16 protein-coding genes are annotated in these 17,148 nt (G+C 50.4%); 9 read left to right on the top strand and 7 right to left on the bottom strand.

The genetic code is table 11. The annotated features are described in order from the left end of the window. Nucleotides 1-116 precede the first annotated feature (116 nt). A complete protein-coding gene (locus C8E01_RS12830) occupies nucleotides 117-704 on the top strand; it encodes a carboxypeptidase-like regulatory domain-containing protein (RefSeq protein WP_116543840.1) in 588 nt (195 codons plus the stop codon). Nucleotides 705-800: 96 nt separating this feature from the next. Further along, nucleotides 801-1,499 carry a hypothetical protein gene (locus C8E01_RS12825; RefSeq protein ID WP_116543839.1) on the top strand — a complete coding sequence of 233 codons (699 nt, stop codon included), beginning with the start codon at nucleotides 801-803 and terminating at the stop codon, nucleotides 1,497-1,499. A gap of 90 nt (nucleotides 1,500-1,589) precedes the next feature. Here C8E01_RS12825 and C8E01_RS12820 read toward each other — a convergent pair whose 3' ends face one another. Beyond that, nucleotides 1,590-2,612 carry a YihY/virulence factor BrkB family protein gene (locus C8E01_RS12820; RefSeq protein ID WP_116543838.1) on the bottom strand — a complete coding sequence of 341 codons (1,023 nt, stop codon included), beginning with the start codon at nucleotides 2,610-2,612 and terminating at the stop codon, nucleotides 1,590-1,592. A 166-nt stretch (nucleotides 2,613-2,778) separates the two neighbouring features. Between C8E01_RS12820 and gltX the strand changes: the two genes are divergently transcribed. From gltX to C8E01_RS12800, 4 genes are all read left to right on the top strand, one after another. Next, complete coding sequence (gltX, locus tag C8E01_RS12815; protein WP_116543837.1) at nucleotides 2,779-4,320, top strand: glutamate--tRNA ligase; 1,542 nt, start codon at nucleotides 2,779-2,781, stop codon at nucleotides 4,318-4,320. A 135-nt stretch (nucleotides 4,321-4,455) separates the two neighbouring features. Next, the gene (locus C8E01_RS12810) at nucleotides 4,456-4,824 is read left to right on the top strand and encodes a hypothetical protein (RefSeq protein ID WP_116543836.1); all 369 of its coding nucleotides are present in this window, start codon (nucleotides 4,456-4,458) and stop codon (nucleotides 4,822-4,824) included. 44 nt (nucleotides 4,825-4,868) lie between these two features. Beyond that, nucleotides 4,869-5,636, top strand: coding sequence for a TIGR00266 family protein (locus C8E01_RS12805; RefSeq protein ID WP_116543835.1), 768 nt, complete (start codon nucleotides 4,869-4,871; stop codon nucleotides 5,634-5,636). 117 nt (nucleotides 5,637-5,753) lie between these two features. Further along, a complete protein-coding gene (locus tag C8E01_RS12800) occupies nucleotides 5,754-5,957 on the top strand; it encodes a hypothetical protein (protein WP_116543834.1) in 204 nt (67 codons plus the stop codon). Nucleotides 5,958-6,121: 164 nt separating this feature from the next. On the opposite strand, the gene C8E01_RS12795 is transcribed toward C8E01_RS12800, so the two are convergent. The 3 genes from C8E01_RS12795 to lptB all read right to left on the bottom strand — a co-directional run bounded on the left by C8E01_RS12795 (nucleotide 6,122) and on the right by lptB (nucleotide 8,883). Further along, the gene (locus tag C8E01_RS12795) at nucleotides 6,122-6,478 is read right to left on the bottom strand and encodes an SdpI family protein (protein ID WP_116543833.1); all 357 of its coding nucleotides are present in this window, start codon (nucleotides 6,476-6,478) and stop codon (nucleotides 6,122-6,124) included. 60 nt (nucleotides 6,479-6,538) lie between these two features. Next, nucleotides 6,539-8,038, bottom strand: coding sequence for a GH3 auxin-responsive promoter family protein (locus tag C8E01_RS12790; RefSeq protein ID WP_116543853.1), 1,500 nt, complete (start codon nucleotides 8,036-8,038; stop codon nucleotides 6,539-6,541). Nucleotides 8,039-8,151: 113 nt separating this feature from the next. Next, complete coding sequence (gene lptB, locus C8E01_RS12785; protein WP_076668514.1) at nucleotides 8,152-8,883, bottom strand: LPS export ABC transporter ATP-binding protein; 732 nt, start codon at nucleotides 8,881-8,883, stop codon at nucleotides 8,152-8,154. 199 nt (nucleotides 8,884-9,082) lie between these two features. Between lptB and C8E01_RS12780 the strand changes: the two genes are divergently transcribed. After that, nucleotides 9,083-9,946, top strand: coding sequence for a glycoside hydrolase family 25 protein (locus C8E01_RS12780; RefSeq protein ID WP_116543832.1), 864 nt, complete (start codon nucleotides 9,083-9,085; stop codon nucleotides 9,944-9,946). 81 nt (nucleotides 9,947-10,027) lie between these two features. Further along, nucleotides 10,028-10,312, top strand: coding sequence for a hypothetical protein (locus C8E01_RS12775; RefSeq protein ID WP_116543831.1), 285 nt, complete (start codon nucleotides 10,028-10,030; stop codon nucleotides 10,310-10,312). Nucleotides 10,313-10,367: 55 nt separating this feature from the next. On the opposite strand, the gene recJ is transcribed toward C8E01_RS12775, so the two are convergent. After that, complete coding sequence (recJ, locus tag C8E01_RS12770; RefSeq protein ID WP_165820630.1) at nucleotides 10,368-12,083, bottom strand: single-stranded-DNA-specific exonuclease RecJ; 1,716 nt, start codon at nucleotides 12,081-12,083, stop codon at nucleotides 10,368-10,370. Between the two features lie 284 nt (nucleotides 12,084-12,367). On the opposite strand from recJ, the gene C8E01_RS12760 reads away from it, so the two are divergent. Continuing rightward, complete coding sequence (locus tag C8E01_RS12760; protein ID WP_133242765.1) at nucleotides 12,368-12,988, top strand: hypothetical protein; 621 nt, start codon at nucleotides 12,368-12,370, stop codon at nucleotides 12,986-12,988. A 12-nt stretch (nucleotides 12,989-13,000) separates the two neighbouring features. On the opposite strand, the gene C8E01_RS12755 is transcribed toward C8E01_RS12760, so the two are convergent. Continuing rightward, nucleotides 13,001-14,836 (bottom strand): tetratricopeptide repeat protein, encoded by a 1,836-nt coding sequence (locus C8E01_RS12755; RefSeq protein ID WP_243409557.1) that lies wholly within the window; start codon nucleotides 14,834-14,836, stop codon nucleotides 13,001-13,003. Between the two features lie 140 nt (nucleotides 14,837-14,976). Continuing rightward, a complete protein-coding gene (locus C8E01_RS12750) occupies nucleotides 14,977-17,082 on the bottom strand; it encodes a peptidylprolyl isomerase (RefSeq protein WP_116543827.1) in 2,106 nt (701 codons plus the stop codon). Between the last annotated feature and the right edge of the window lie 66 nt (nucleotides 17,083-17,148).

Genomic DNA, 17,148 nt, shown 5'->3' with positions numbered 1-17,148 from the left:
CTGGGAGAAAAAGGGAAAAACAACCCCGGCCAACACACCCTAGCAGACACCTTAGCAAGTGTTTCAAGCTAAAGCGTCTGCTAGACCATTTCGTTAGGCGTAAGTGAAAGTATAGAATGAAAAAAATGAAACTCCTCTTACTGATAGTCTTGGCTCCCCTTATTGCTTTTGCACAGGGGCATGCAGGTTCTTATTCAATAAGTGGAAAGGTCAATTTGCTCATAGGACTTGATTTGGCACCTGCGCAAGAAGCCTTGGTGACAGTAAAAAACACGGGACAGGTAGCTACAACAGACAGTCTTGGCATTTTTAAGTTGGAGAACCTAAAGCAAGGAAAACACCAGTTACAGGTTCTCGGAGCAAGCTTTCCAGCCATAGATACCAGTGTAACCATAACAGAAGTGTCAATAACAGGTTTATCCCTGTTGGCTATTGCAGATTGCAGCATCAATGAAGATATAGCACAAAGAGACATAAATAACAAGAAACCAAGACTTTTGATAGTGGGTGGTATCGCACCAGTAGTATATGTACATCAGGAAAAGTTCGAGAAGAAATATGATGTAAAGTACCACGACTTCGGGTGTGTTGCTCCAAATGAAAAATGCATAGAGCAGTATAATCAGGTCGTGTTCAAGTACCTTGACAGCAGGTATGGCAAAAAGTGGCGGAAGGAAGTAAGAAAAGATGTGGTCGGCATGTAGAACACAATCGCCTAACCCTGCACAGGCTCCATACTCGGCTGTGCCTCGTTCACAGCCTGTACTAACCGTTAGGCTCAATATCCAAGAAGAAAATACATGGTAAAGAGTATAAGAAAGTATTTGGGACTTGCATTTGGAGCAGTCTCATTAACTCTTCTAATGATAGTCATTTTCAATCCTCCAACTGATTTTGATGGGGGGCCAATGCTTGCCTACAATTTCTTTTTCTTTTTCCCAATGCTATTTGGCATAGGAATATTTTCAACCTTGGCTATCATTATTTCAGCTAGGAGATTGAGTAGAAGTAAAAGAGTAAATAAGGGACTTAACATTTCATCCTTTGCCCTTTCTAGCCCAGGGATAATCTATTTCGCTCTTATGCTCTTACGCTTTTTCATGATTACATCTGAGCCAGAGCCTGTCTTAAGGCCAGAACAAATACATAACAATTCGACGAGTTTAGTATTGAATGGAAAAACAATCCATTTGACAGGGTTCAACTTCGGTAATGACTACGAAAGACGTAGAGTTTACATTTCTGCGATACCATACTTCAATAAGGAATTTAAAGTTCAGGAAGCTTATTTCTGTCAAGGTGACTCAGAGTTCGAGCTTTTCTATTCCTATGATACTGACTCTGTTTATGTCTATATACCTGATTCAGAGCCAATGTATCGCGACGTAAATGCGGAAAGACTTGACAAGGTGCCAGTTCGAGCTATACAACTTAATAGTCAACAGATTGATTCGCTTAAAAACTTAAATTCAAATGAAATTAAACGTTTCACCTGGTAAGAATATACAGAGCCTAACCCTGTGCAGCTTTAACCCTTGCTACGCTTCTAGCTTGGGCTGCACTAAACGTCATACTTAAGCCGCTCCCCCTCAAATCCCCTCCCCCGCCGTCTTATCGTGCTCATCGGACTTAGCAGCCTCTTTCGCCTCCTCTTCCCCATAAATATCCTTAGTGAACTTACCAGGTTCAGCGTTCACGGCGGTGTGGCCTACTTCTATTTCTTGTCGGATGAAACGGACGGCGTACTCTGCGGGATAGATGTTGAAACCATACTTGCGGGAGTAGACAAACGTGAATACAGCCCCGAAAAAGATGATCTGCGAAGTATAAAACACCCACAGCAGAATCACGATGACCGAGCCGGCCGCTCCGTAGATGGAGGTAATGTTGCTTGTGCCCAGGTATAGCCCGATAACTTCACGACCGATGGCAAAAAGCGCCGACGTCACCAGCGCCCCCACCCACACGTCGCGCCACTTTATTTTGGCGTCGGGCAGGAAACGGTAGATGCAACCGAACATAAAAGTCATCAGCAGGAAGCCCGACACCAGGTTAACGCCCCGCAGCACATACACAAACCAGCCTGCCAAACGGGCTGTCAGCAAATCGCCAATGGCGACCAGGATGGTATTGGCCAGCAGCGACACGATCAGCAGAATGGCAATGGCCAGAATCATGGCGAAAGACAAGAAGCGGTCGAGGATCAGTTTCACATAGCCGCGCTTGGGGGCAGGCCGCACGTACCATACCTCGTTCAGTGAGTCCTGCAACGACACGAACACCCCCGTAGCCGCAATAAAGAGCGTAACGACAATGATGACAGTAGCGAGGTTGAACGAGGTGATATCGTTGATGCTCTCGACCATGCGCTGCACGGCAAAAGCTGCCTCCGAACCGATCGTCTCCCGGATCTGGTAGTAAATCTCCCCCGACACAGCCTGCTCTCCAAAAAAATAACCAGTGGCGTTGATGATGATCAGCAGGATCGGCGGTAGTGCGAAAATGGTGTAATAGGCCAGTGCCGCCCCTTTCTGAAAAGAGTTGTTTTCGATGAACTCAAGGCCAGCCTCCTGGAGCAGGCACCATATTTTTTTCAGCGTTTTGCGGGGCATGGAGTGGTAAGGAGTATTATCCTAAAACTGATACGCAGATGAAAGGTTATGTTTATACCTGCGCCTCGTACAGGTATAGGTTACAGCGTGCAACACCTTACCGAAACGAGAATTTATTTTGTACCTTTGTGCCTGAATTAGCAATGCCTTTTTGAAATAACCATACATGGAAAGAGAAGTTAGAGTACGCTTTGCCCCGAGCCCGACAGGGCCTCTCCATATCGGCGGTGTTCGCACGGCCCTTTACAACTTTTTGCTGGCCAAGAAAACCGGCGGCAAAATGATTTTGCGCATCGAGGACACCGATCAGAACCGTTTTGTGCCCGGCGCTGAAGACTACATTCGCGAGTCGCTGGAGTGGTGCGGCATCGAACTGGACGAAAGCCCATGGAACGGTGGCCCCTACGCGCCATACCGCCAGTCGGAGCGCAAGCCGATGTACATGCAGTACGCCATGCAGCTGATTGAAAGCGGCCATGCCTACTACGCTTTCGACACGGCTGAGGAGCTGGACGAAATGCGCGAACGCCTGAAGGCCGCCAAGGTAGCCACGCCACAGTACAATGCCATCACCCGCATGACGATGAAAAACTCGCTCACGCTGCCGGAAGATGAAGTGAAGAAGCGTCTGGAGTCTGGTGACCCTTACGTGATCCGCCTGAAAGTGCCCCGTAAGGAAGAGGTTCGTTTAAAAGACTTGATCCGCGGTTGGGTAATGGTACACTCTTCTGCCATCGACGATAAAGTACTGATGAAGTCAGACGGTATGCCGACTTACCACCTGGCTAACATCGTGGACGACCACCTGATGAAAATCACGCACGTAATCCGTGGTGAGGAATGGTTGCCATCGGCGCCGCTGCACGTGTTGCTGTACCGCTACCTGGGCTGGGAAGATACCATGCCGGAATTCGCGCACCTGCCGCTTCTGCTCAAGCCAGACGGCAACGGCAAACTCAGCAAGCGCGACGGTGACAAGCTGGGCTTCCCGGTATTCCCGCTCCGTTGGGTAGATCCGTTTACCAGTGAAGTCTCTTCTGGCTACCGTGAGGCTGGCTACATTCCGGAAGCGTTCATTAACTTCCTCGCCTTCCTGGGCTGGAACCCGGGCACACAGCAGGAGATCTTCTCGATGGAGGAGCTGGCAAATGAGTTCTCTATCGAACGTATTGGCAAGTCCGGCACCCGTTTCGACATACAGAAAGCCCGCTGGTTCAACGAGCAGTACCTGCGTGCCAAGCCAGACACAGAGCTGGCCGGCTACCTGTTGAAAGCACTGGAAGAGCACGGCATCACCTGCTCGACTGAAAAAGCTGAGAAGATTGCCGGTCTGATGAAAGAGCGTGTGAGCTTCCCGCAGGAGTTCTGGCGCGAAGCGGCTTACTTCTTCGTAGCTCCTACCGAGTACAGCGAGAAAGTGGCTTCCAAAAAGTGGAACAGCCAGGCAGTGGCCGTGTTCACCGACTTCCGCAACGAACTCTCTAGCCTGAGCGACTTTAACGCTGACACCGTAAAAGATTTGCTGGTGAGCATTCTGGAACGCCACGGCATGAAGATCGGCATGGTGATGCAGGCGCTTCGTCTGGCCGTAACTGGTGCAGAAGCTGGCCCTGACCTGATGCAGATCATTGAGGTAATTGGCCGCGAGGAGACTGCAAATCGCATTGACGCTGCAATTAGTGCATTGAACCACTATGTGACAGCATAGGGTACACCTTATACCTGAACAAGAGCGGCTATTCCGAAAGGGATAGCCGCTTTTTTTATACCTGCCTGCTATACCTGTCTGTAACTATTTGGCCGTTTCGCCTTATACTTCAGTGAGAACAAAAAGGACCAGACCATGGCTAAGAATAAAAAAGAGAACAAAAGCGCCAAGAAAACACGCGTGCACAAAGACCTCGAGGGTTTCGAGATTAAGGTGAATCAGCAGGGCGAAATCAAGTCGAACTATTCCATCGACCAGATAAACGAGTTTCTGAACAAAAACGTGGAAGACAAAAAGCTGGTGAAGCGCGATGCCGCTGAGCGGGCCAAGCGGGAAGAAGAGGATGAATATCACATTGAGGAGGGTGAGGAAGTAGAGGAAACCGACGAGGATTTTGTGAAAGGTACCAGCTCCGTTTCGGATGACGAGGACGACAAGGACCTGCCGAAGGCCCGCCGAAAAAAAGGTCGCATTGAGGAGGACGAAGACGATGATGTGGATTAGATAATTTATTATCTTGTCTGTCTGAACATCAAGTCCTAAAAACTATGAGAAACGCACACGAAATCGACTTCCGCATTTTTGGTAACGACATACAGGTACTCGAAATAGAGCTTGACCCCAACGAAACCGTTATTGCCGAGGCTGGCGCTATGGTCTACATGGAGGAAGGCATTGACTTCCAGACCAAAATGGGCGATGGCTCTAACCCCAGCCAGGGCTTTCTGGGCAAACTGGTTTCGGCAGGTAGCCGTCTGATCACGGGCGAGTCGCTGTTTATGACGCACTTTACGCACCGTGGCTATGGCAAGAGCCGGGTTGCTTTTTCGGCCCCCTACCCTGGCACCATCTTACCCATCGACCTGCAACAGGTAACCGGCAACACACTTATTGCGCAGCGCGACGCTTTTCTGGCCGCGGCGCTGGGCACCAAACTGGCCATGCACTTCAATCAAAAGCTGGGCTCCGGGCTTTTCGGAGGCGAGGGTTTCATCCTGCAGAAGCTTACCGGCGACGGATTGGCCTTCCTGCATGCGGGCGGCACCATCGTGGAGAAAGAACTTAACAATGAAACCCTGCGCGTGGACACAGGCTGTGTGGTAGCCTTTGAGTTAGGTATAGACTTCAGCATCCAGCGGGCCGGCGGACTCAAGTCGATGATCTTCGGTGGCGAAGGCATCTTCCTGGCCACTTTGCGCGGCACGGGCAAGGTATGGCTGCAGTCTATGCCGGTGAAGAAACTGATCGAAGCCCTGATGCCACGTGGCGAGAATGCGAAGAAGGAAGGTGGTTTTATGAGTAGCTTCTTGGAGTAATGAGTAATTAAGAATGAATAATGAAGCTATACCTTAGGTATAGGGCTTGCCTAATTTTTTCTTCATCAAAGTTTGAAAGCTAACCAATTACTATACTTTTAGTCAAAACCACACGCAATGACATTAGAGATCAAGCATACCTGGAATGCCATCAACAAGGTGTTGACCATCATCAATCTTTTCCTGTTTATGGTGTTGACCGCTCAGGGTTTTAACTATGAAGAAGTGAAAGGCAAGACGGTGCCTGTTTATCTGAATGTGGCACTCCTGTTAGTTTTGGGTTTTGCAGTATGTATAACCTTTTATGGCTTGATTCGCTAGGCGCTCTATACCTGAATCTTAAAAGCGAAAATGCCCGGCAGTTTATAACTGCCGGGCATTTTTATTTGTCTTTTTAGATGTGAGTCAGATACTGTAAAACAAACTGTTAATTACTCCAGATTTCTCACTAGCGTTCGAAATGACAAGTTGGATTAAAACTATGCTTATGCCTCCACTTCCCCGAACCGCTCTTTCAAAGCTTTCTCTGTTAGCATCCAAGGTATAGCAACAAAGGCGAGGCCAATTACCAAACCAATTGCTAGACCTACCCCATTCCCTATATTAACTACCAAACCCAACACAGCGATTGAGGCAAGCCTTACCCCCGATTTCAGAAACTCTTTCGCAGCAAATTGCTGTGCGAAACCCCATCTCTCCTGCGACAGCATGGAACGGGAAGTCCTATACCCATATAGTCCGTTGATTTGCTTCGGTGGGTATTTGCGCATGATAATGCCCATGGCTATGCAAACCACACCTATGATAGCGGGAATCAGGAAAAGCGGATTTGTCCAGGCCATAGCTATTTTTATTTGCTTGATTTAAGATACCAAATTCAAATCATAACTCCAACTTTAGTGTTAGCTCTTAACTCCCAGCAGACCATTCATTTCCATTACTTCTTCCAGATACTCCCGTGTGTTGCTGAGCCTTGGCACTTTGTGCTGACCGCCGAGCTTGCCTTTTTTGCTGAGCCAGTTCATGAAAGTCCCTTTTGGGGCAGTATGCACGATGGGCTCCTGCAGGGCGATGTCGTTCTGGCGCTTGGCGTCGTAGTCGGAGTTGACTTCGCGCAGGGTTTTGTCGAGCACCTGGGTAAAGCGGGGCAGACTATCGGGCTCTTTCTCGAACTCGATCAGCCATTCGTGACCGCCACGCTTGCCGCTCTCCATGTACACAGGTGCGGCCGTGAAGTTCGAGATGATCGCGCCAGTGGCTTCGCAGGCCTTGGTAATGGCTTCTTCGGCGTTCTCCACGATCACTTCCTCGCCAAAGGCATTGATGAAGTGTTTTGTGCGGCCCGATATTTTAATGCGGTATGGGCTGAGGTTGGTAAAACGCACCGTATCGCCGATCTTATAGCGCCACAAACCAGCGTTGGTGGAGATTACAATGGCATAGTTCTTCCCTAACTCAACCTGGTCCAGTGTGAGGGTTTTCGGGTTTTCTTCCTCGAACTGGTCCATCGGAATAAACTCGTAGTACACACCGTAGTCCAGCATAAGCAGCATTTCGTCTTCGGTGTCGCGCTGGTCCTGTATGCCAAAGAAGCCCTCGGAGGCATTGTATACCTCCAGATAGTTCATTTGGGCAGAGGGAATGATCTCCTTAAACAGCTGGCGGTATGGCCCGAAAGCCACGGCGCCGTGCGTAAAAAGCTCGAGATTCGGCCATACCTCCAGGATGTTCTGCTTGCCTGTCACTTCCAGGATGCGCTTCAGGAGCACATAGGTCCAGGTAGGCACACCGCTCAGACTGGTCACGTTCTCCGGCACGGTCACCTCCACCATCTTCTCAATCTTTTCTTCCCACTTGTTCATGAGGGCTACTTTGAGCGGCGGGGTACGCATGGCCTCGGCCCAGATGGGCAGGTTTTGCATGATTACCGCCGACACGTCGCCACAGGATGTTTTGGCATTGAACTCGTTGGGGTGGTGGCTGCCTCCAATGGAAAGGCCTTTGCCTGTAAACAACTTGGTGTCGGGGTAGTTGTTAACGTAGAGTGAGAGCATGTCTTTGCCACCCTTGTAGTGGCAGTCTTCCAACGACTCCGGGCTGACAGGAATGAACTTGCTGCGGGCGTTGGTGGTGCCCGATGACTTGGCAAACCACTCAATCTTACTGGGCCACAGTATGTTCTGTTCGCCCTTCATCACCCGCTCTATGTACGGATACAGATCTTCGTAGGCAGCAATTGGCACACGCTCCTGGAAAGTCTTTACTGACTTGGTATCGCCGAAACCATACTTCTTGCCAAACTCCGTGTTCTTAGCCTTGCTGATCAGATCCTGAAACAGCTCGTTCTGCACTTCATGCGGGTACTTCCGAAACAGATCAATGTCATGAATCCGCTTCTTCATCACCCACGTTACGATTGAATTAATAATCTCCAAAGTATAATGGCTAAAAGGTTAAATAGCTTTTCCTTCCACTGAACGTGCAAACATTAGCCTTGTAATATACTTATTAAAGACTAAATCTTACGTTTTAATTCAAAGTGCTTGCCCAGGTATACGCGGCGAACTTGTTCGTCGGCGGCGAGCTCTTCGGCGGTGCCTGACTTCAGGATCTTACCCTCGAACAGCAGGTAGGCGCGGTCGGTAATGGAAAGGGTTTCGTTTACGTTGTGGTCGGTGATCAGGATGCCGATATTTTTGCTTTTGAGCTTTGCCACGATGCTCTGAATCTCCTCCACGGCAATCGGGTCTACGCCGGCGAAGGGCTCATCGAGCAGCACGAATTTGGGGTCAACGGCAAGGGCGCGAGCAATCTCGGTGCGGCGGCGCTCACCACCCGATAGCACAATGCCTTTGTTTTTGCGCACGTGTGTCAGCGAGAACTCTTCCAGTAGCTCTTCTACTTTCTCCAGCTGCTCTTTCTTCGGGCGATTGGTCATTTCGAGCGGAGCCAGGATGTTCTCCTCTACCGTTAGCTGTCGAAATACTGAGGCCTCCTGTGCCAGGTAGCCCACACCACGCTTGGCCCGCTGGTACATGGGCAGGTCTGTTATATCTTCCTTATCCAGAAAAATACGACCCTCGTTCGGCTTCACCAGGCCCACGATCATGTAGAACGAGGTGGTTTTACCGGCACCGTTTGGTCCCAGCAACCCCACAATTTCGCCCTGGTTCACTTCCACGCTTACGTCGTTCACGACCATGCGCGACTTATATTTTTTATATAGATGTTCGGCTCTTAATATCATCGGGCTAATTTACGCATTCTACACCCGTCCTGCAATGCAGTTATCCTGCCAAGTTTATACCTGCTGTAACCAGGTATAACATCGGATACACTGTTCGGTATATTCAGAAAATCTAATTTTAAAAATGAAATTATTCTGGGTATACTGTTGTTAGTGTCGCGTCTTCTTATTAGTTTGGAATTCCGATTAACCAGCCTTTATGATGTTCTCTTTACTTTACCTGGCCGCTCACAAGGTGGCTTATTCCGGCTTATTGCTCTCTATGTTGTTTAACGGGCTTTCTTCCGAAAATACCGATAATGCAAAAACCAACGGCGCGACAGCCAAGAGCACGGGTGCTACCACAAAGACTACGCTGATCACTTCTTCGAGCCTGAAAGGTATAGACGTGTCTAAGTGGCAAAAAGAGGTGGATTGGGACCAGGTACGGGATGCAGACGTGACCTTTGCATTCGTAAAGGCAACGCAGGATGACTACAGGCTAGACCCATACTTTGCCCGCAACTGGGCCGAGACAAAACGTGTAGGCATCAAACGAGGCGCTTATCATTTCTTTATACCTGCCGCCCCGGTACAGGGCCAGATCGAGATGTTCATCAACACCGTGGAGCTGGACGAAGGCGACTTGCCACCCGTGCTGGATGTGGAAGTGATTGAGAAGCACACTTCCCCTGCTGACATGCGAAAGAACATGCGCATCTGGCTGGAGGCCGTTACTGCACACTACGGCGTAAAGCCCATCATCTACACCAACCAGAACTTCTACCGCCGCTGGCTACAGGGGCACTTCAAGGACTATCACTTCTGGATTGCCCGCTACAACATCATCGAGCCTGACATTCACCACGAAGACAAATGGCTTTTCTGGCAGTACACCGATTCAGGCAGGATGGCCGGTATAAACGCAGCGATCGACCTTAACTATTTTGCCGGCGACCTGAACAGCCTGAACCTTATGTGCGTGCCACCCAAGCTGACACCATACCCGGAGAAGGTGATCTTAGCAGAGCTCGAGCAACTGCCAGCCGTAAAGCTTTTGGCGAACAATTACGACCAACAGTAAAACACTTTAAAATAAAACGGGCCCTGCACTTACACTGCAGGGCCCGTTTTTTGTTTGGCAAGCCTTTCGTAACTTAGTTTGATGAAAACAGGGGTTGCTTCTATACTGATTGGTGTGATTGGACTAATTGCGATTACCTACTTCTACTATCAGGCAGAAGAGAGCCAGCTGGAGGTAGGGGATGCACAATATACCGTGACAGGCTATACCCTAAGCCTGCCCGCGGTAATGTCGCTGTTTGCAGTGGGAGCGCTGGGCATTGTACTCGGCTTTTTCGCCTATAGGCGCGGGTATGTGAAGCTTGGGCTACTAGGTATAGGATTATGCGCGCTCTGCCTCATTCTTCTCTATGGATACGCATTTTAAAGGCAAACCAGGCACCTTATACCTAAGCTGAAATTAGGTATGAACTTCTCGCTTACTACTTCAGCATCCGGATGTCCTTGATGCGCAGCTGCAGCGTTACATTTCCCCTGAACTCGTTCTCCTCTATAGTATAGCACACATCAAATGGTATACCTTTGGAAATGTGCTTGAAGTAGTCTCCAAAACCAAAACCAATGGCATCGATGTCATAGAAACCATCCTGTGTCAGGCGCAGCTTCAGGTGGCTATCGCCGACTACACGCACAGCGCCTGTATCGTACACACACTCCGACACGAACATAGGCTTCATGTTGCCTGGTCCAAAAGGCTCCATTTGCTTCAAAATTTTATAGAAGTTCTGGGTGATCTGGTTGAGCCTGATCTTAGCGTCCACTTCTATCTGCGGAATCTTCTGATCTTCGGTAATGGTGCGAGCCACTACTTCTTCAAAACGCTGTCTGAAGGCGGGTACGTTCTCTACGGGCAATGTAAGGCCTGCTGCGTACATGTGGCCACCAAACTGATCGAGCAGGTCGGAGCAGCTCTCGATGGCGTCGTGCACGTTGAAGCCGTGTACTGAGCGGGCTGAACCGGAGGCTTTGCCGTTTGATTGGGTGAGGATGATCGTGGGGCGGTAGTAATGATCGATGCAGCGAGAAGCCACAATGCCGATTACACCTTTATGCCAGTTTTCTTTATAGAGCACTGTCGAGTTGGCATTGCGCAGGAACTCATCCTCGGCGATCATCTGAAGCGCCTCTTTGGTAATGTTCGAATCTTTGTCGCGGCGCTCTTTGTTAGATTCGTTGATGATATCGGCCACCTCAAAGGCCTCTACCTTCGTTTGGGCCAGCAGCATACGCACGGAGCGCTTCGCATCGCCCATACGCCCTGCTGCGTTAATACGGGGCGCAAAGCCGAACACAACGCTCGTAATATCCATCTCACCGCTTATACCTGCCAGCTCCTTCAGTGCCTCAAGCCCCGGGCGCAGCGGGCCGGGTCCGTTGATCAGTTGCAGACCATAGTACGCCAGAATACGGTTCTCGCCCGTGATCGGCACAATGTCGGCGGCAATACTCACCACCAGCAGGTCGAGCAGTTTAAAAGCCTCTTCCTGCGGTATTCCCTGCTGAAGGCAAAAAGCCTGTATCAGCTTAAAGCCAACGCCGCAGCCCGAAAGTTCTTTGTAAGGGTATGGACAATCAATCTGCTTCGGATCCAGTACCGCCACTGCCGGCGGAATGTCCTCGTCAGGCAGGTGGTGGTCGCAGATGATGAAGTCTATACCTAACGACCTGGCATACGCCACTTTGTCGGCTGATTTGATACCGCAGTCGAGGCTGATGATGAGCGAGAAGCCCTGCTCTTTGGCATAGTCTATACCTTGCGTGGATACGCCGTAGCCTTCTTTATACCTGTCGGGAATGTAGTATTCCAGCTGGCCGGGTTGAGTGAGCGGCTTTAAGAAACTGTACATGAGCGCCACAGAGGTGGTGCCGTCTACGTCGTAGTCGCCGTAGACCAGTATGCGTTCGGATTCGTGCAGGGCCTCTGCCAGTCGGTCGACGGCGCGGTGCATGTCCTTCATCAGAAAAGGGTCGTGCAGGTCGAGCAGGCTTGGGCGGAAAAATGCTTTAGCTTCTTCGAACGTACAGATAGAGCGTTGACACAGTACATCGGCCAGCGTGGTGCTGATTCGGAGCGATTCGGCCAGTTGATTGATCATTGCTGGCGCAACGCTTTCGTTATATACCCACCTTTTCTCCATATGCTGCTTCACAAATAAACCCGAAGCAAAGGTAGTCAATTTACACAGGATTTGGGTCCAGCGCAGCCCAATAGACAGCACCTTTCCGCTATTTTTTGTAATTTGCAGCCATATAACACCCCAGATCATGAAGCGCATTAAAGAAATTTATGAGCAGTATAAGAACTACTCGCTCGACCTGATCATGTATGGATTTTTCCTTATATTTATTCTGTTCCTGTTTCTTTTCTTCTCCTAAAATTTACAGCAGGGCAGCGTATACATCTCCTAAACACCTCCTTGGCATGGACAGAAAGCTCTGGCTGACCGTAAGCCTGAACTGTGTGTTAACTGTATTGCTTACCAACCTGCCTTTTCTACCGGGGCCTCACCTGTTATACCTTCCTGCTCAATTATTTTTTTCGTCGGGTATGTTCTTGGGCATATTGGGCTTTTTGTTGATTCCCATCGGCCTAGTCTGGACGATATGGGCTTTCATTAAGCATCCGGAACCTCGCCTCAGCAAGGCGTTTGCTATTTTGTGCTGGGCCCTGCCTGCCACTGCTTTGGTTTCCACTACCTGGCTTGCTAATCATACTCGTGATATAAGCCGTAACCTAGCCATGAGCAATGCCGCTGAATTGATTGAGCGGGTAGAAAAACACTATCAAGAACAAGGCGCTTACCCAGAGACACTGGAACAACTGGCAATGGACCAACCTTCTCCTTGGGTAATAGGGATCCCCGCTTACTTCTACTCCAAAACCGACAATGCCTATACCTTATCCTTCACTCAGAACGTGATCCTTGGCTTTAACTATGAAGTAGTAGTATTCGATCCGTCGGGTTTACATAAGGCGGAGGGCGAACTGACCACCCTGTATGACACTGGGCTTGCCAACTGGAAGTACTACATTTACGATTGAGCCCTATACCTGTTAATTGACCACGGGCGCATCGCCCCGCAGACTGCGAAAGCGCTTGCGCGCCTCAGCCACGTAAATGCTGCCCTGGTGCTTTACCAGAAATTCGTTGTATAGCTCCTGTGCCTTCTGGGTGTCTTTCAGGTTTTCCTCGTAGATGTAGGCCATCTTATACAGGGCATCATCACTCAGAATATCGGCGGGAGCGCTTACCACTTTTTCCAGACTGGCAATGGCTTTGTCAAACGCACCGGTGCGCTCATAGATGCTGGCTTTCCGGAAGTAGATCTCGTCTGTCAGGCTATGGCCCGGGAATTTTTTTAACATCGCATCTAACCTGCCTTGCGCTTCGTCCAGCTTGTTCTGGAAGATGAGAAGCTCAATGGCCGCATACTCCTCCATCGCAACGGTAGACGTATCCAAACCGGTATTGTCTGTTATGAGCAGGCTCAGGTCCATGGCGTCGTTGGCGATCTCACGGCTGGTGGCCAGTTTCAGGATGTCGAGGTGGGCCTGCGCCAGTTCGAAGTCGCCTTTGTAGTAGTTGAGGCGGGCATTGCGCAACTTGGCCTCGTGCCCGATCGGCGTTTCTTTATGCGATTTCTCTACCTGCGAGTACAGCAGCGTCGACTCCCAGGGCTCCCCCTTCAGCAGGTAGATATCACCCAGCGTGAGTTTGCTTTCGGCTACAAAGTCGGGTTTAGCCCGTGGCGTTGTAATTGCCTCTTGTAGCAAAGCAATGGCTTTGTCCTTGTCATCCAGATGAAAGGCATAGAGATTCGCCATGCGCTGGAGCACCTCCACCGTTTGGGCATTGCGTCCCACTTCAGCCAGCAGCGCCTCGTAGTCTGACACCAACGTTCTGATCTTGTCCAGGTCAACGGGGAAGGTGTTCTCTACCTGCTCTTCGCGTGCATGGATCAGTCGCTGCCGTGCGATCAAATAGTAGGGGCCGCCCGGATACTCCTTGATAATGTACTCATAGGCCTCTATCGCCCCCTGGTAGTCTTTGTTGCGGGCACTGATGGCGCCCAGTTCCATCACGCGGGTGCCGCCGCTGCGGGTGCGCTTGTCCACGGAGCGGGCCTGCAGCAGGGCGCTGTAGAAGTCGCGGCGCTGGATATAGAGCCAGATCAGCAGTTCGTTGTAAGCCTGCAGGTCGGGGTTTTGCTGCACCCGGGTAATCAGCTCTTTTTCCAGCGCATCAAAAGTCTTTTCGTCCTGCATACTGTTCTGCAGCATGTTCTGCACATAGATCAGTTCGCTTTCGTTTTCTTGTAGCAGGTTGAGCGCCTCCCCTATCAGGTTTTCGTGCTTCTGCCGGAAGGTATAGAGCGCGATAAGGGATCGATTGTGCTCGTAAGGGTTCTTACTAAGCTCACGGCCGCGCAGGTAGGCTTTCTCAGCATAGTCGAATAACTCGTGCTGCACAAATACACTGGCTGCTACGATTACTTCCTCTGGCTTCAGTTGCGCAATCAGTTTGTCGAAGTGCTTTTCTGCACCCGCTTTATCGCCAGTGGCCTGGTAGACTATACCCAGGTCGATGTTGTAGTTGATCTGACCGGGGTAACGCTTGATGGTGCGTTTCACCAATTTTTCGGCCTCTTTGTGGTTATTCTGCGCCAGCAGGGTTTTCAGGTAGTCGGGATACACGACAGAGAAAAGTCGCTGGTCGTCGATCAGCTTGCCGTAAATGGCCTCTGCCTTTTGGTACTCGCCTTTGCTCAGGTACTCGCGCGCCAGCGCCAGTTCCTGGTTTTGCGCCATGGAAAGCGGCACTGCCAGCACCACGAACAGGAGCACAAACAGCAGTCGCAGCAGGTAGGTATGAGCAGGTATAGACATCATGTATTACAACGTGTAGACGGGCTTTTTGATATGAACTTATCTCCCGGAAATGAAGATAGCCAATAATTTCTGTTTGGCCATAAACAGAAGAGGGCCACCCCAGTTGGGGCAGCCCTCTTCTTATGCCTTCTGTGCAGGTCTTAGAAGAACCTTACACGGTTGTCTTTGATATCAGCTTTCTCTTTGATCGCTTCAAACGCGTTGGTTTCTACACGTGAGCTGCGGGTGTTTGCCAGTTGCGCCTTCACGCCAGACAGGTCCTGTGCATCCGGCGAGTTGGTCAGGTTAACCAGCTCTGCTATCACCACACCACCCTGTCCTTCGATCGGAGCAGTACGGCTGCCAGGCTTCAGGCCAAACGCTTTGCCAATCGCCACTGGCTCCAGACCCAGGCCAGGTATAGCACCAGAAGCTAGCGATACTTCTTCAGCATCTCTTACAATGGCATCCGGGCCGTAGTTAGCTGCGATCTGGTCAAGTGAACCGGTAGCGCCTTTCAGCTTCGCGATGATCTGCTGTGCTTTCAGCTCGTTACGAACGGCAGCTGTCAGCTCTTCTTTCACATCCTCCAGCTTGGCATAGCCTTTCTCACGCTGGCCAGTCAGGGTAGCGATTACATACTGGTCGTTGATCTCGAACACAGGCGATACGTCACCTACTGATGTGTCTTTGGAGTAAGCCCAGCGCACCAGTTCTCTGGCGTTGCTCAGGTTACCTACCAGCACGTTGTTTTTACCTACGTTTGGCACTTCTTCAATAGATAGCGCTTCGTTTTTCTTCACGTTCTCTCTGAACTCGTTGGTTGAGCCGCTTGTGCCAGCCAGTTCGTCAGCCATCGCATAGGCCTGATCGCGGGTGGCATCGCTTGCGTCCAGGGAGCGCTGCACGGCAGCCACTTTGTAAGTACGCTTCGACTTAGGAGCCGTCACTTTAATGATGTGGTAGCCATACTCTGTTTCTACGGGAGCTGGCAGCAGGCCTTCGGCAGAAGCACCAAATACGGCCTTCTCAAATGCTGGCACCATACGGCCTTCCGTGAAGTAACCCAGGTCGCCACCTACTGAGGCAGTACCGTCAGAACCGTGCTGCGCGGCCATTGCTGCAAAGTCAGCGCCGTTTTTGATTTGCGCCTGGATGTCTTTCGCTTTGGCAAGAGCAGCCTGCTTGGCCTCCGGTGAATCATTCTCCGGCTTAATCAGGATGTGGCTGGCACGGGCAGTGTTCACGCTACCGTCCTTGATGTCCACGATCTTGTACAGCGCATAGGTGTCGCCATCGTTGTAAGGACCGTATACCTTGCCCTCTTCTAATGGAGCGATTTTGTGCAGTTCCTCAGGCAGTTCTGCCGTGTGCAGGTAAGTACCGTCGTAAGGTGTATCTGAGTGCGTGTTTACAAAAGCCGAGTCATTAGTAGCTGCTGTAAACTGCTCTGTCAGGTCTTTCAGCTCTTCCTGGAAGTAGTTCATGTCTTCGGTAGAAGCAGCAACCGGAATGGTCACATACTCCAGCGTACGGCCGTCTTCTACTTTGTAAAGCTCCTTGTTGCGGTTATAGTAGTCTTTTAGCTGCGCATCTGTTACGCTCACAGCAGAGTCAGCGATCGAGAAGTAAGGAATGTACAACACCTTCATGTTGGCGATCGTGTTCTGCGCCTCGTAGTGCTTCTTCGCTTCAGCCCCTGTTACGTACACCGACTTGGTCAGCAGGTTGCTGTACTTGGTCTGGATGCGATCGTTGAGGATGCTCTGCTCGAAGTTAACCCACATCGGGCGGCCACCTGTCTGATCCAGGCTCTGCAGGTACTGAATCACCTGGTTGCGCTCAAACTCCCCTGTTTGTGGGTTGGTGAATGCCTGACGAACCGATGGGTGGATGTTGTTACCCTGCACCATGTCGGCCAGTTCTTCTTCTGACACCTGAATGCCCAGGCGGTCATACTCTTTCTGTAAGGCTATCTGGAAGATTAGCTGGTTCCAGGCCTGCTCGCGCATCATGGCCATTTCGCTCTCGGTGGCAGCACGCTGTACCTGTCCTTCGTACTGGGCTTTGATCTGCTGGAACACCATATCGAAGCGCTGGTAGTCTATTTTCTCACCGGCTATTTCGCCTACAGTAGTCGTATCATTACCCAAAAGTCTGGAGTTTGGCCCTAATAGGTCGCCGCCTACTACAAATACGCCAAGTCCAATGGCGATAGCGCCAACAGCCCAACCCGACTTTTCTCTAATCTTGTTAATTAATGCCATGTGTTATACGAATGATAAAGGATGTGCAAAATAAGGTTAATCGTGCAAAAATTCAAAATTTTGTGC

The sequence above is a fragment of the Pontibacter virosus genome, assembly GCF_003096355.1.
In the GTDB taxonomy this organism is placed as follows: domain Bacteria; phylum Bacteroidota; class Bacteroidia; order Cytophagales; family Hymenobacteraceae; genus Pontibacter; species Pontibacter virosus.
Note: the sequence above shows the minus strand (reverse complement) of the source record. Positions and strands in the feature narration are given on the sequence as shown.